This window comes from Mycobacterium sp. E1747 (genome assembly GCF_001667775.1).
Classification (GTDB): domain Bacteria; phylum Actinomycetota; class Actinomycetes; order Mycobacteriales; family Mycobacteriaceae; genus Mycobacterium.
Genome location: NZ_LZJI01000246.1, coordinates 15,103 through 29,997 on the forward strand (window position 1 = coordinate 15,103; position 14,895 = coordinate 29,997).

14 protein-coding genes are annotated in these 14,895 nt (G+C 69.0%); 1 reads left to right on the forward strand and 13 read right to left on the reverse strand.

Annotated features, from left to right (window positions below; genetic code table 11):
- Positions 1 to 12 precede the first annotated feature (12 nt).
- From egtE to A5695_RS25735, 13 genes are all read right to left on the reverse strand, one after another.
- On the reverse strand, positions 13 to 1,161 hold the full coding sequence (gene egtE, locus A5695_RS25675; protein ID WP_068089246.1) for an ergothioneine biosynthesis PLP-dependent enzyme EgtE: 1,149 nt from the start codon (positions 1,159 to 1,161) through the stop codon (positions 13 to 15).
- Positions 1,158 to 2,123, reverse strand: a complete 966-nt coding sequence (gene egtD / locus A5695_RS25680) for an L-histidine N(alpha)-methyltransferase (RefSeq protein WP_068089249.1) — start codon at positions 2,121 to 2,123, stop codon at positions 1,158 to 1,160. Before egtD ends, egtE begins: the two co-directional genes overlap by 4 nt.
- Entirely contained in the window at positions 2,120 to 2,833 is a 714-nt protein-coding gene (gene egtC / locus A5695_RS25685; RefSeq protein WP_068089252.1) for an ergothioneine biosynthesis protein EgtC, read from the reverse strand. The genes egtD and egtC overlap by 4 nt, the downstream gene beginning before the upstream one ends.
- Positions 2,833 to 4,128, reverse strand: coding sequence for an ergothioneine biosynthesis protein EgtB (egtB, locus tag A5695_RS25690; protein ID WP_068089319.1), 1,296 nt, complete (start codon positions 4,126 to 4,128; stop codon positions 2,833 to 2,835). The genes egtC and egtB overlap by 1 nt, the downstream gene beginning before the upstream one ends.
- A 44-nt stretch (positions 4,129 to 4,172) precedes the next feature.
- A complete protein-coding gene (gene egtA, locus A5695_RS25695) occupies positions 4,173 to 5,432 on the reverse strand; it encodes an ergothioneine biosynthesis glutamate--cysteine ligase EgtA (RefSeq protein WP_068089255.1) in 1,260 nt (419 codons plus the stop codon).
- Positions 5,433 to 5,599: 167 nt separating this feature from the next.
- Positions 5,600 to 6,247 carry a sensor domain-containing protein gene (locus tag A5695_RS25700; protein ID WP_156749857.1) on the reverse strand — a complete coding sequence of 216 codons (648 nt, stop codon included), beginning with the start codon at positions 6,245 to 6,247 and terminating at the stop codon, positions 5,600 to 5,602.
- 39 nt (positions 6,248 to 6,286) lie between these two features.
- On the reverse strand, positions 6,287 to 7,735 hold the full coding sequence (locus A5695_RS25705) for a catalase (RefSeq protein ID WP_068089260.1): 1,449 nt from the start codon (positions 7,733 to 7,735) through the stop codon (positions 6,287 to 6,289).
- A 108-nt stretch (positions 7,736 to 7,843) separates the two neighbouring features.
- Entirely contained in the window at positions 7,844 to 8,290 is a 447-nt protein-coding gene (locus A5695_RS25710) for a hypothetical protein (RefSeq protein WP_068089263.1), read from the reverse strand.
- Positions 8,291 to 8,435: 145 nt separating this feature from the next.
- On the reverse strand, positions 8,436 to 8,822 hold the full coding sequence (locus A5695_RS25715) for a hypothetical protein (RefSeq protein WP_068089266.1): 387 nt from the start codon (positions 8,820 to 8,822) through the stop codon (positions 8,436 to 8,438).
- A gap of 83 nt (positions 8,823 to 8,905) precedes the next feature.
- Positions 8,906 to 9,286, reverse strand: a complete 381-nt coding sequence (locus A5695_RS25720) for a VOC family protein (protein WP_068089269.1) — start codon at positions 9,284 to 9,286, stop codon at positions 8,906 to 8,908.
- Positions 9,287 to 9,351: 65 nt separating this feature from the next.
- Positions 9,352 to 10,494: a DUF4185 domain-containing protein gene (locus tag A5695_RS25725; RefSeq protein WP_068089271.1), complete on the reverse strand. Its 1,143-nt coding sequence runs from the start codon at positions 10,492 to 10,494 to the stop codon at positions 9,352 to 9,354.
- A 7-nt stretch (positions 10,495 to 10,501) separates the two neighbouring features.
- Complete coding sequence (locus tag A5695_RS25730; RefSeq protein ID WP_068089274.1) at positions 10,502 to 11,536, reverse strand: aspartate-semialdehyde dehydrogenase; 1,035 nt, start codon at positions 11,534 to 11,536, stop codon at positions 10,502 to 10,504.
- The gene (locus A5695_RS25735; RefSeq protein WP_068089277.1) at positions 11,537 to 12,802 is read right to left on the reverse strand and encodes an aspartate kinase; all 1,266 of its coding nucleotides are present in this window, start codon (positions 12,800 to 12,802) and stop codon (positions 11,537 to 11,539) included.
- A gap of 242 nt (positions 12,803 to 13,044) precedes the next feature.
- Between A5695_RS25735 and leuA the strand changes: the two genes are divergently transcribed.
- Complete coding sequence (gene leuA, locus A5695_RS25740) at positions 13,045 to 14,886, forward strand: 2-isopropylmalate synthase (RefSeq protein WP_197515622.1); 1,842 nt, start codon at positions 13,045 to 13,047, stop codon at positions 14,884 to 14,886.
- Positions 14,887 to 14,895: the final 9 nt, after the last annotated feature.

Consider the following 14,895-nt stretch of genomic DNA (forward strand, 5'->3'; position numbering starts at 1 on the left):
CCTTCAGCCTGCTCAAGCCGATGTCGCCGCGGTCGCGGCGATCAGCGCCTCGGCGAAGGTCTCCAGATCGTCGGCCGTGGTGTCGACGTGTGGCGAGATCCGCAGCACGGGCCCGCTCAGCCGCAGGGGTGCCCGCTGCACGCCGACGAAGGTGGTCAGGATCCGCCGTTCGGCCTGCAGCCACGACCGCACCGCTTGCGGGTCGGCGCCGTCGACGGGGGCCAGCGTGGTGATGGCGCTGGGCTCGTCGACCTCCTCGACCACCGCCCAGCCGGCCACGTCGGCCAGTACCCGGCGGCTGTCGCCGCCCAGGTCGGCCAGCCGCACGCGCACCGTCTCCGGCCCGTACGCCAGATGCTCGCCCAGTGCCAGCGAAAACCCAAGGCGCGCAGCGACATTGGCTTCGCCGAATTCGAGCTGCTGGGCCACCGAGAACGAGCCCGCGAGCCAATCCGGCGCCGCCAGCCGCGGCCGCAGGCCCTCCAACAGCTCGCGGCGCACCGCGAGGGCCCCGACACCGCGCGGCCCGGCGAGCCACTTGCGCGACGACGCGTAGGTGACGTCGGCGCCGACCGCGCAGTCCACCTGGCCGAGCGCCTGGGCGGCGTCGACGACGAGCGGCAGCCCCAACTCGCGGCACAATTGCGCCACCATCGGCAGCGGTTGCACCACACCGCTGTGGCTGCCGACCGCGGTGAGGTGGACCAGATCGGGCGGGTCGGCTTCCAGCGCCAGCGCCGCGTCGTCGAGCGCGACCCGGCCATCCTCGAGCGTCGGCAGCAGCCGGCGGGCGAATCCGTGGGCGGCCAGCAGTGCCAGGTTGGGACCGTACTCGCCGGGCAGGCACGCCACCCGGCGGCGGTCCGCCGGCCAGGCGCCGAGCAGCAGATCCAGGGCGTTGCACGAACCGGTGGTGAACACCACCTCGGCGTCGGGCATGCCGGACAGCGCGGCGAACGCCACCCGACCGGCGTCGAGCGCGGGCGCGGCGGCCTCGGCCGCGACGTAGCCGCCGACTTCGGACTCGTTGCGCGCGTGCTGGGCGGCGGCGTCGATCACGGCAAGGCTTTGGCGCGAGCAGGCCGCGCTGTCCAGGTGCAGCCCGGCCACCGGCAGGCGGGCCGCCCGCCATCGGTCAGCCAGCGAACCCGCGGGCGTCACTTGACGGCCAACGACAACCCGAAGTCACCCGCGGCGTCCGTCCACCACCGAGTGGGCCGTAATCCCACGCCGGTCAATTCGGCGCTCACCCCGTCCGGGTGGAACTTGCACGACACCTCGGTGAGCATCTCCTCGCCGGCGGCGAAATCGACGGTCAGGTCGAGCGCGTCGACGCGGACCCGTTGGGCATGGCTGGCGCGCAACCACATTTCGATGCGTTCCTCCTGGGCGTTCCAGCGCGCCACGTGCTGGTAGGCCTCGACGTCGAAGTCGGCGTCGAGTTGCCGGTTGATCACCGCCAGCACATTGCGATTGAACGCCGCGGTCACTCCGGCCGAATCGTCGTAGGCGCGCACCAGCCGGTCGGTGTCCTTGATCAGGTCCGTGCCCAGCAGCAGGCTGTCGCCGGGGCGCATCTGGGCGGACAGGCCGGAGAGGAACTCCGCGCGCGGTCCGGGTGTCAAGTTGCCGATCGTGGAACCAAGGAACACGAACAGGCGCCGCCCGCCGGTCGGGATCTCGCTCAGGTGCTCCTCGAAATCACCGCAGACGGCGTTGATCTCGACTCCGGCATATTCCCGTTGGATGGCCGCCGCGGCCGTCGAGAGGATGCCGGCGTCGACGTCGAACGGGACGAACCTGCGCAGCGATCCGCGCTCGCGCAGCGCGTCGAGCAGCAGCCGGGTCTTCTCCGACGTCCCGCTGCCCAGCTCCACCAGCGTGTCGGCCTCGCTGGCCGCCGCGACGTCGGCCGACCGTGCGCGCAGGATCTCGGCCTCGGCGCGGGTCGGATAGTACTCGGGCAGCCGGGTGATCTGATCGAACAGGTGGCTGCCCAGCGAATCGTAGAACCATTTGGGCGGCAACGACTTCGGCGTCTGTTGCAGGCCTTCGAACACGTCACGGCGCAACGCCCGGTACGCGGAGTCAGCGGCCAGGTGGTTGGACAGCGTCAGCGTCATCGATAACCTTCCGAGTGATCCAGCGGGGTCAGCGCGACACCCGTCGCGGTGACCTCGACGAGGTGGCGGTCCGGCACTTCCTCCCAACCGGGGTCGTCGTCGTAGGGCTCGCTGGCCACCACGACGCCGTCGGCGCGGCGCAGGATCGACAGCGTGTCTCCCCAAGTCGTCGCCAGCAGGCGAGAACCGTTGGCGGCCAGGATGTTCAGCCGGGCGCTCGGGTCGGCCGCCGCGATCCCGGCGATGGTCTGGCCGAGCGCGTCGAGGCCGCGGTCGAAGATGGCCGCCGCGAGTAGTGCACTGTCGCAGACGGATTCGGCCCGCGAGGTCACCGGCAACACGGCGCGGTCGACGACCCCGTTGTGCGACAACAACCACTGGCCGTCGGTGAACGGCGCCGTCGCGCTGATGTCGATCGGCATCCCGACCGTCGCCGAACGCACCGCGGCCACCACGCAGTGGCTGCGCAGCGCTGGTGCGACCGAGTCGAACGACGCGTCACCCCACAGCGGCGCCGGGCTGCGCCAGCGGCGCGGCGCAAGGCCCTCCGCGGAGCGATCGAAAAACCCGACACCCCAACCGTCGGCGTTGAGCAGGCCGTGCTTCTGCAGGCGCGGGGCATACGACTGCACTCGCAGTCCATATGGCGGGTCCAGCACCAGCGAGGAGAGGCTGACCTGGGACCCGAGCCAACCGAGGTGGCGGCACATCAGGCGGAATCCTCGACGTCCCAAGCCAACCGGACGCCGGAGAAGATCTGACGCCGGATCGGGTGGTCCCAGTTGCGGAAGCTCGGCCGCAGGATGCTGGGCTCCACCGCCCACGAGCCGCCGCGCAGTACCCGGTAGTCACCAAAGAAGAACGGCTGGGAGTAGCGCTCGTAGATCATCGGGACAAAGCCCGGCCAGGGCCGCAGCGGGGAGGACGTCCACTCCCACACGTCGCCGAGCATCTGCTCGGCCCCGTACGCCGAGGCGCCGGCGGGGTAGGCACCGACGGGTGCCGGGCGCAGCGCCGCGCCACCGAGGTTGGCCAGGGCGTCGGACGGCGGCCGCGAGCCCCACGGATAGCGGCGACGGCTGTCGGTGGTCGGATCCCACGCGCAGGCCTTCTCCCATTCGATCTCGGTGGGCAGCCGCGCGCCGGCCCAGGCGGCGAACGCCTCGGCCTCGAAGTAGGTGACGTGCTGCACCGGTTCTTCGGCCGGGATGTCCTCGACGTTGCCGAATCGGGTGCGCGTCCGGATGTCGGGGTTCCAGAACTGCGGCGCGGTCAGGCCGGCGCGCTGGCGATGCTTCCAGCCGCGCTCCGACCACCAGCGCGGCTGCCGGTATCCCCCATCTTCGACGAAGTGCTGCCACTCGCCATTGGTGACGGGCACCCGGCCGATCCGGAACGCGGGCACGTCGACTACGTGGGCGGGACGCTCGTTGTCCAAGGAGTACGGTTCGCTAACGGCGTCGACGCCCAGCACGAACGGACCGGCGGGGACTAACACCGAGGTGCCGGCCACGCCGGGCCGGCCCGCCGGCAAGGGCGCGGGGTCGCGCAGCAACGGGGGGCCGCCGCGCAGGTTCAGTGCCTGCAGCATGGTTTCGTCGTGCTGGTTCTCGTGGCTGATCACCAGTGCGAACGGGAAGCTGTCGGCATCCTCGGGCAGGGCGTCGAGGGCGTCGAGGGCGGCCTCGCGCACCGTGCGGCAATAGGCCCGTGCTCGGTCCGGCGACAGCAGCGGCAGCTCGACCCGGCTCGCGCGGGAGTGCACGAAGGCGTCGTAGAGGCCCTCGACGGCGGGCGGCAACATGCCGGGCTGGCTGGGGTCACCGCCGCGCAGCAGCCAGAATTCCTCCTGCTGACCGATGTGCGCGAGGTCCCACACCAGCGGGCTCATCAGCGGGTCGTACTGCCGGTACAGTTCGGCGTCGTCGAACTCGACCAGCCGCAGGGTTCGCGTCCGCGCACGCGCGAGGTCGTCGGCGAGGCTTGCCCGGCATGACGATCGCAACCGCGGCGCAACCGGGCGCAGCGGGTCGGAATCATCCGCTGAAGTCACAGCTCCCCTTGCGCCAGGCGCGCCACGGTGGGCGCGATGCCGTGCTGGATCACCTGATCGGAGAAGTCGTCGCCGGGACATCGGCACCGCTCGACGGCGTCGACCAGCCGTTGCATCGAATCCCCGAGTTCGGGCGGCGCCAGCTCGGCGGCGACGGCCACGCACTTGTTGGCCGCGGCGTAAAGTCGCCGGTCCCGCAGGCCCACCCGGGCCGCGGTGTCCCAGGCGGTGGCCACCGGTTCGACCGCCTCGGCCGCCGTCTCGGCCGCGGCGGGATCGTCGAGCAGGGCCGTCAGGGTGAACACCACGGCCGGCCAGAACTCGTCCGACACGCTGTCGAGATAGCGGATTTCCAGCCACTGCCTCGGGCGCACCGGCGGAAACAGGGTGGTCAAGTGGTATTCCAGGTCCGCCACGGTGGGACGGCGATCGCCGAGCAACACCCGGCCGTCAACCCAGTCGGCGAAGGGCACCCAGCGCGTGACCGCGGCGGCATCCGGGGCGTGCACCAACATCACCGGGGCCTTAAGCGCGTAGCGCGCCCAGTCGGTGCCTGGTTCGTCGTCGCTGGCGCCGAGGATGGGCCCGCACCGCGCCGAGTCCATCTGCCCCCACACCCACTGCCGGGTGGAAGCCCACCCGGTGAACTCGCCGCGCAGCATCGGGGAGTTCGCGGCGATCGCGATCATCGTGGGGCCCAGCGCGTGCGCCAACCGCACCCGCGCCGCCCAGCCGGCCCTCGGCCCGGCGTCGAGGTTTACCTGGATGGACGCGGTGGACGTCATCATCGCCGAGCCCGCGTCGCCCGAGCGGCTGGACGCGAAGAACTGCTCCATCGCGCGGTAGCGCGCGCCAGGGTTGATGCGCTTGGGCGGCCGCAGCGGGTCCGCCCCGAGGAAAACCAGACCCAGCCCGGCGTCGGCGAACGCCGACCGCAGCACGGCCTGATCGCGCCGCATCCCGTCGATGGCGCTGACCACCCCATCGGCCGGCGGACCGGACAGCTCCACGGCACCGCCGGGCTCCACCGTGATCCGGCTGCCACCCGGCAGCTCGGACAAGCCCCCCACCACCTCCCCGATCTCGGCCCAGCCAGGCCTGCGGTGCGGGTCGGCCGGGTCGTGGCAGTGGCCCTCCAACTCAAGACCCACGCGACCCAACGGGGCGTCCACCAGACAGCCGTCGGCGATGTAGCGCGCGGCGGCCTGGGAATCGGCCATCTCGGAGCCGGCGGTAGTGATAGCGGCGAACGTCATATCACTATCCCTTCGGGCCTGAGCAAGCCTGAACACGCGTCTGCGGGCCTGTCTCCCCACCCAACCCGAGGGGACGGTGACCGCCATTCCTTCATCTAGCAGATGGCCCCGACATATTCCCGATCGCGCCGACTTTCACGCCTGCCGCCACGGCCCCGAAGCCCCGCTCACTGACCCAGCGCATTCTGCATCGCCCCAGCCAGCACGTTGACCGCCGGCCCGGCGTTGCCAGATTGGCAGACCTTGGCCTGCAGCAACACGTTTTCGCGCAGCCTGGTTTGATTGAAGCACCGCCGATCGGTGCCGGCTTCCTGCTTGGTCCAGTTCGCGTCGGCCGGACCGGGCGGCCCACCGTCGAACGACCACACCTGCGTCGCCCCGTTGTCCAGATGTATCGCGGTGGTCTGGCCCGAGCAGCCCACCGTCCGGTCCACCACGCGGTGGAAAGCTCGGTCGGCGGCCTCGTCGGTGGCGAACACCCCGACCGCCTGCTTGACGAAGTGGGTCTGGTCGTTGGCCGACGTCTGCGTGACGGCACCGTTGAACGATGCCAGGTCGGGGTCCTCGTACACCTCGGGCAGCCCGATGTCGGCCCAGTTGTTGCAGACGGGGACGTCGACCCAGTCGCCCTGGACCGGTCGGGTGAACACCGACTCCCAGGCCATGGGCCCGCCGACGACGTTGCCGACCGAGCCTTTGCCCAGGACGGCGTAGTTCACCACCCCCGGTTCCGAGGGGTGGGCGGTCGCGACGGGTAGCGCGACCCCGCACTGGATGGCCAGGCCGATGGTGATTGCGGCGCCGCGAACCCGCATGGTCATTCCAGCGATCATGCCAGGACGCCGGCGCGTTGGTCAGCCCCCGTTGCCCCGCACGCCCTCTTCGACCACCTTGGCGAGGTCGGGGTCGACGTTGCGCCAGTACTCGAACACCCGGGACAGCACCGGCTCTTTGACACCCTTGGAGACGTGTCCAATGATGTTGTGCGCCAACCTATCCCGGGCAGCGTCGTCGAGGACGTCGCGCACCATGGTGCCGGCCTGTCCCCAGTCGTCGTCCTCGGCGTGCAGGGTGTACGCGGCGCGGACCATGTCGCCGTCGGCGTGCCAGCGCACCTCGGCGGCGCGCGCCGGGTCGGCGTGCGGGCCGCCGTAGGAGTTGGGCGCATAGACGGGATCGGAAACGTTCTTGACCCGCATCGCCCCGTCCTTCGAATAGCTGTTCACCTCGACCTTCGGCGTGTTCACGGGAATCTGCCGATAGTTGGTCCCCAACCGGGCGCGGTGCGCGTCGGAGTAGGAGAACCCGCGGGCCTGCAGCATCTTGTCGGGGCTCAGCCCGGTGCCGGGCACGATGTTGTTCGGCTCGAAGGCCGCCTGCTCGATCTCGGTGTGGTAATCGGTGACGTTGCGGTTCAGCGTCATCTTGCCGACATCGATCAGCGGGTAGTCGCCGTGCGGCCACACCTTGGTCAGGTCGAACGGGTTGAACCGATAGTTACGGGCCTCCTCGTACGGCATGATCTGCATCTTCAGCGTCCAGCTGGGGTGATCCCCGCCCTCGATCGCCTCGTAAAGGTCGCGCTGGTGGTAGTCACCGTCCTCGCCGGCCAGCCGGTCCGCATCCTCCTGGGTGAGGAAGTCGATGCCCTGATCGGTGATGAAATGGTATTTGACCCAAAAGATTTCACCGCCGGCGTTGATCCAGCTGTACGTGTGGCTGCTGTAGCCGTTCATGTGCCGCCAGGTCTTGGGGATGCCGCGATCACCCATCAGCCAGGTCACCTGATGCGCGGACTCCGGTGAGAGCGTCCAGAAGTCCCACTGCATGTTGTGGTCGCGCACATTGCTTGCCTGCAGCCGTTTCTGGGACCGGATGAAGTGCTGGAACTTCAGCGGGTCGCGCATGAAGAAGACAGGGGTGTTGTTGCCGACCAGGTCGAAATTGCCTTCGCTGGTATAGAACTTGAGCGCGAAGCCACGTGGGTCGCGCCAGGTGTCCGGGCTGCCCCGCTCACCGGCGACGGTGGAGAACCGGGCCAGCATGTCCGTCTTGGTGCCGGGCTGAAAGACCGCTGCCCTGGTGTATTTACTGACGTCGTTGGTGACCTCGAAGGTTCCGAAAGCGCCGCCGCCCTTCGCGTGCGGCTGACGTTCCGGGATGCGTTCCCGGTTGAATTGGGCCATCTGTTCGATCAGATAGTGGTCCTGCAGCAGGATCGGACCGTCGGGGCCGATCGTCAACGATTGGTCGTCGCTGGGCGCAGCGATGCCGGCGTCGGTGGTGGTGAAACGCTCCGTCATGGCGCTATCTCCTCGTTTGGTGGGCTGCCCTCAGGTATCCGCGACGAATAGTCATGCGTACCAATGACTATTCCCCTTTCTGGACAAGGTCAAGAAACGCATCGGTGGTCACGGACGCGGTGCCGGCGCGGCGGGCGTTGGGCTGACGGCGCTCGCCGGTGGCTGGCCCGGGCCGCTGAGGCCCGGCCCGCCGGCCGGTCCGGCGGGGCCGCCGGGACCGCCGGGGGGCATGGGCACGATCAGGCCGGGGCCGCCATAGCCCCACTGGCCGCTTGGGCCCGGGCCCCACGGTCCGTTGCCCGGTCCGGGGCCACCGGGACCGCCGCCTGGTCTGAACATTGGGCCGTGGTGATCGTGACAGTGGTGGTAATGGCCGTACACGAACGCGCCGACGAAGAAGACCGTCGAGATGATGAAGACAATGCCGGCGACGATGATCACCCACGCCGCGGCCGTGTACAGCGCCGGCGGCTTCACCCGTTCGGCGGGTGGCGGCGCGGGTGAGGTCGTGGCGGCGGGGGTCGGCGGCGGCGTCGGTCCGGGTGTCTCGGTCATGCTTTGAATAGTGCCCAGGGCCCGTGCGGGCCTAACAGGTTCGCCGCAGAAAATTGCTGTGAATCGACCTGCGGGTGACAAAACGACGCGCAGCCCGGCACTCTCGCGAGCACCGGGCTGCTGGTTGTTTCAGTGAGAGCTTGGACTACGGCGTCCGGGACGGGGCGACCGACGTCGGGATCTGGCTCGGGCCGGGTGCACCCGGGGTGGCCGCGCCGGGCCCGCCCTGCTGGATGCCGGCCGGCCCACCCTGCTGCGCACCCGGGCCACCCGGGCCGCCCATGCGGTGCGGGTGCATCCACGCCGCGTGGTGCTTGTGGTGGTGATGACCGTGGTGGCCGCCGCGGTGGCCGAGGATGAAGCCGGTGAAGAAGATGACCGCGACGATGAACACGATCCCGGCGACGATGGCGACCCACGCGGCGAGGTGGAAGACGCGTGCCGCCCGGTAGGGGGCCGGTGCCGCCGCGGCGGCTGCCGGGGCAGTTGCGGTCGAGGACCGCGTGGTGGGGGTTTCAGATGTTTCACTCATGATGCAAATGATGAAGCCGTTAACAGTAGTTGCGGCTATGTGTCACTTATGTAGCAGCTGTGAGTGATTCGCCGCTTGCGCCCTCACCGGCCCGAAGCGGGTTCGACCCGTTCGGACAGCATGAACCGGTGGCCTTCGGGAGATCGCAGCCCCATCTCGCGCCTGCCCCACGGCTCGGTGGTGGGTACTTTGATGACCTCGGCCTGCTCAGAGACGGCGCGCCGGTAGAAGGTGTCGACACAGTCGACCGTCAGGTACGCAAGGTAACTGTGGTCGCCCAACTGGGCCGCAGGTAGGGCGTCAGGACATCGGCCAAGCCGGAAGGTCACGGGCCCCGCGGCGCAGAACGTCCAATTTCCGGGATCCGGTTCGGTGATGTCGCAGCCGAGCACCGACCGAAACCACTCAGCGGCCGCGTCCAGATCGTGCACCGCCAGGACCGGGTCGGCACTTAGGAATTCCATGGCAGCAGTGTGAACGACGAACCAAGCCGGCCGCACATTGGTCTAGCAGGCGACCGGACTTGTCCTTACTCCGGTTTGAGCGGGTTGACCGCGAACTGGATCACGCGGTAGGGCGCGGACACCCGCGCGCGGGTGTCCCACTGGCTCACGAAGATTCGCAGCTCGTCGAGCGTGGAACCGGGCGAGATGTACCCGCCGTACGGTTGCGCGAGCCGGTTGTCATACGGCGGCGGCAGGCTTTCCGCCGGATCCGGCCATTCGTCGTGCTGGACCACCGTGGTGACCGGCGCGTCGCCGAGTGACGTCGGATCGTCGGCGACGCGGACCTCCATGTTGCCCGTGACGGCGTTGAAATACGACAGCACGGCCTTGCCGTCGATCTGCCGCACGCACACCTCACCCACCGCCTCCGGCCACAGCGGGGTGGGCGGCTTGCCCCAGCCACCGCCCGGCCCGGCCGCCCAGCCTTGCCAACGGGACCGGTCGGTGAACGTTTGCGGGGTGGCCCGATACAGCACGACGGGATCCCTGCGGGTGAAGCTGTCGGCCACGATGTACACCCAGCCGGTCGGCGAATCCGGGGTGGGGATGGGGTCGTAGTAGCCGCTGATTTGCGTCTGTGAGCCGCCCTGGTAGGAGGCGGGCCGACGCGACCCGGGAATGGTCTGCCACCCGGCCCGCGCGGGTTCGGCCGTCACGAGCCGGGAGCTTTGCGGTTCCAGGTTCTTCGTCGTCGTCACCATCACGTAGTTGCGCCGGTTGATCTGCACCACCCCCGCGGGCAGCTGCGAGGCGCCCGGCGGGGTCGGATCGGCCAGCAGCGGTTTGCTGATGCCGGTGACGCCGGTGTAGCGCACGCCGGCCGGGTCGTCGACGGACGCGGTGTCCACATGAAGCGCCACTGGTGCGTACCAGCCACCGAACCCGACGCCCTGGCCGGCGAAGCTGTCGCCGCAGACCTGCAACAGTTCGGCGGGGAACTCAACGAACTCACAGAGGTCGGTCGCGCCGATGCCGTAGTCACCGGTGGGCGTGCCGGTGCCGGCGGTGGGGCCGATCCGCAACACCTGACCGGGCGCCAGCGGCCCCACGATGGGCTCGGGTTCCGGCGCGGGAGGGTCCGCGTGGGCGAGCCAAAACCATTGCGGCGCAATCAGAGTCAATGCAAGCGAGCACCGCGCGATCAGTCGAGTGTGGGCGGTGCTCACCCGCTTGTCATAGCTGGGCGGCCAGCAGCTCGGCGATCTGGATGGTGTTCAGCGCCGCCCCCTTGCGGAGGTTGTCGCCCGAGACGAACAGGGCCAGCCCGCGCCCGTCGGGCACTCCTGGGTCGTGCCGGATCCGGCCGACCAACGACTCGTCGACGCCCGCGGCGGCCAACGGGGTCGGCACATCGACCACCTTGACCCCGGGCGCACCGTCGAGCAGCTGCCGGGCCCGCTTGGGTGACAGCGGCCGGGCGAATTCGGCGTTGATGGACAGCGAGTGCCCGGTGAAGACGGGCACACGCACGCAGGTTCCGCTCACCGCCAGCTCCGGGATGCCGAGGATCTTTCGGCTCTCGTGCCGCAACTTCTGGTCCTCGTCGGTCTCGCCGGAGCCGTCGTCGACCAGCGAGCCGGCCAGCGGCACGACGTTGAACGCGATCGGCGCGACGTAGGTCTTGGGTGCGGGGAATTCGAGCGCGGAGCCGTCGTGCACCAACTGCTCGGCGCCGCCGATGACCGCGCGGGCCTGCGTGGCCAGTTCCTCCACCCCGGCCAGGCCGCTGCCGGACACCGCCTGGTAGCTCGAAACCACCAGGCGCACCAGCTCGGACTCGTCGTGCAGCACCTTGAGCACCGGCATCGCGGCCATCGTGGTGCAGTTCGGATTGGCGATGATGCCCTTCGGTCGGCGGTGAGCGTCCCTGTCGAAATTCACCTCCGACACCACCAGCGGCACGTCGGGATCCTTGCGCCAGGCCGACGAGTTGTCGATGACCGTCACCCCGGCCGCGGCGAAGCGTGGCGCCTGCACCAACGACATGGTTTTGCCGGCGGAGAACAACGCGATGTCTAGGCCGGCCGGGTCCGCGGACGCGGCGTCCTCGACCTCGACCTCCTGCCCGCGGAAGGGCAGTTTGCGGCCCTGCGACCGCGACGACGCGAAAAACCGCACCGATGCCGCGGGAAAGTCCCGCTCCTCGAGCAACCTGCGCATCACCTGGCCCACCTGGCCGGTGGCGCCCACGACCCCTATGGCAACCATCTACCTACCCGTCCCCGCATACACCGTCGCCTTCTCGTCCCCGCCAAGCCCGAAGGCCTCATGCAACGCAACGACGGCCTTGTCTAGTTCGGTGTCGCGGCACAGGACCGAGATGCGGATCTCCGAAGTGGAGATCAGTTCGATGTTCACGCCGACGGCGGCCAGGGCCTCACAGAAGGTCGCGGTGACGCCGGGGTGGCTGCGCATGCCCGCGCCGATCAGCGACACCTTGCCGATGTGGTCGTCGTAGAGCAGTTGGGTGAACCCGATCTCGTCCTTGAGCGCGTCCAGCTTGGCCACCGCCGTGGGCCCGCTGTCCCGCGAGCAGGTGAAGGTGATGTCGGTCTTGCCGTCCTCCACCTTCGAGACGTTCTGCAACACCATGTCGATGTTCACGTCGGCCTCGGCGACGGCCCGGAACACCCGCGCCGCGTAGCCGGGGATGTCGGGGATGCCGACGACGGTCACCTTGGCCTCGCTTCGGTCGTGCGCGACTCCGGTCAGGATGGGGTCTTCCATGGCTATGTCCTTGATCGATCCGACGACGACGGTGCCGGGCTTGTCCGAGTACGACGAGCGGACGTGCACCGGAATGTTGTAGCGGCGGGCGTATTCCACGCAGCGCAGCATCAGCACCTTCGCGCCGCAGGCCGCCATCTCGAGCATCTCCTCGAAGGTCACCTTGTCCAACCGGCGCGCGTTGTGCACGATCCGCGGGTCCGCGGTGAAGATGCCGTCGACGTCGGTGTAGATCTCGCAGACGTCGGCGTGCAAGGCTGCCGCCAGGGCCACCGCAGTGGTGTCCGAGCCGCCGCGGCCCAGGGTGGTGACGTCCCGGGTGTCCTGGCTGACGCCCTGGAAGCCCGCGACCAGCACGATGCGGCCCTCCTCGAGCGCGGCCTGCAGCCGTCCGGGGGTGACCTCGATGATCTTCGCGTTGCCGTGGGTGCCGGTGGTGATGACGCCGGCCTGCGAGCCGGTGAACGAGCGCGCCTCTGCGCCCAGCGATTCGATCGCCATGGCCACCAGGGCGTTGGAGATGCGTTCGCCGGCGGTCAGCAGCATGTCGAGTTCCCGCGGCGGCGGGGCCGGGCACACCTGCTGGGCCAGGTCCATGAGGTCGTCGGTGGTGTCGCCCATCGCGGAGACCACCACGACGACGTCGTTCCCCTGCTTCTTGGTCGCGACGATGCGTTCGGCGACGCGGCGGATCCGATCGGCGTCGGCCACCGATGATCCGCCGTACTTCTGCACGACCAGCGCCACGTTATGTTTCCCGCAATCTTCCCGCCCATAGGCCCCGTTTAAGTCCACAACAGAATACGTGGCTGCGCGTAATGGTTTACGCCCCGATGCTGACCGCCGCAGCCTGCGGTTTTGTCATGATTTTCGGCGATTTTCCTCCCGGGCGCCAATCGCGGTAGAGTTCAGGGCGTGCAGCGGGTGCTCCTCCTCGGACGCCGCGACGGGGTCTGATCCAGACCGGCTTCCCGTCGCGGGTGTTCGCGATGCGCCGGTCTGAGGTTCCTTCTGACACCCCCGGAGCAACTATCGTGACTTCCAATCCCGACGCCTATACGTCAGCCCGATCGATCGTCAAACCCGCGGGCCCGCCGGGCGCCGATCAGCCCGCGTGGAATCCCCAGCGTGGTTCGGCGATGCCGGTCAATCGGTACCGGTCCTTCGCCGAGGAAGTCGAGCCGATCCGGCTCCCCGACCGCAGCTGGCCCGACCGCGTCATCGACCGCGCCCCGCTGTGGTGCGCGGTGGACCTGCGCGACGGCAACCAGGCGCTGATCGACCCGATGAGCCCGACCCGCAAACGTCGCATGTTCGACCTGCTGGTTCGCATGGGTTACAAGGAGATCGAGGTCGGCTTCCCGTCGGCCAGCCAAACCGACTTCGACTTCGTCCGCGAAATCATCACCGACGGCGCCATCCCGGACGACGTCACGATCCAGGTGCTGACGCAGTGCCGTCCCGAGCTCATCGAGCGCACGTTCCTGGCGTGCGAGGGCGCGTCGCGGGTCATCGTGCACTTCTACAACTCGACGTCAATCCTGCAGCGCCGCGTGGTTTTTCGTGCCGATCGGGCCGCGGTGCAGGCCATCGCGACCGACGGCGCCCGCAAGTGCGTCGAGGAGGCCGCCAAATACCCTGGCACACAATGGCGTTTCGAATATTCGCCGGAGTCCTACACCGGCACCGAGCTTGAATACGCCAGACAGGTGTGCGATGCCGTCGGCGAGATCATTGCGCCGACACCGGAAAACCCCATCATCTTCAACCTGCCCGCCACGGTCGAGATGGCCACCCCTAACGTCTACGCCGACTCGATCGAGTGGATGAGCCGCAACCTGGCCAACCGGGAATCCGTCATCCTGAGCCTGCACCCGCACAACGACCGCGGAACAGCCGTCGCCGCAGCGGAATTGGGCTTTGCCGCGGGAGCCGACCGGATTGAAGGCTGTCTGTTCGGCAACGGCGAGCGCACCGGCAACGTGTGCCTGGTAACGCTGGGGCTCAACCTCTTCTCCCGCGGCGTCGACCCCCAGATCGACTTCTCCAACATCGACGAGATCCGCCGCACGGTGGAGTACTGCAACCAGCTTCCCGTCCACGAGCGTCACCCCTACGGCGGCGACCTGGTGTACACCGCGTTCTCCGGCAGCCACCAGGACGCGATCAACAAGGGCCTGGACCAGATGAAGATCGACGCCGACGCCGCGGACACCGACGTCGAGGACATGCTGTGGCAGGTGCCCTACCTGCCGATCGACCCCAAGGACGTCGGCCGCACCTACGAGGCGGTGATCCGGGTCAACTCGCAGTCCGGCAAGGGCGGCGTGGCTTACATCATGAAGTCCGACCACGGCCTGGCCCTGCCCCGGCGGCTGCAGATCGAGTTCTCCCAGGCGATCCAGAAGATTACCGAGGGCGAGGGCGGGGAGGTCTCCCCGAAGGAAATGTGGGACGTGTTCTCCGAGGAGTACCTGGCCCCGGTGTGGCCGCTGGAGCGGATGAAGCAGCGCGTCGAGGCGTCGGAAGAAGACAGCGGCGCCACCACAATCGCGGCGACCGTGAAGGTCAACGGGGTGGAGACCGAGATCAGCGGCGCGGGCAACGGTCCGCTCGCGGCCTTCGTCCACGCGCTCGGCGGTGTCGGATTCGACGTCGCGGTCCTCGATTACTCCGAGCATGCGATGAGCGCCGGCGACGATGCACAGGCCGCGGCCTACGTAGAGGCGTGCGTGAACGGCCGCACGGTCTGGGGCGTCGGCATCGCGCCGTCGATCACCACCGCGTCGCTGCGGGCCGTCGTGTCGGCGGTCAACCGCGCGTCCCGCTAGAGCTCGCGT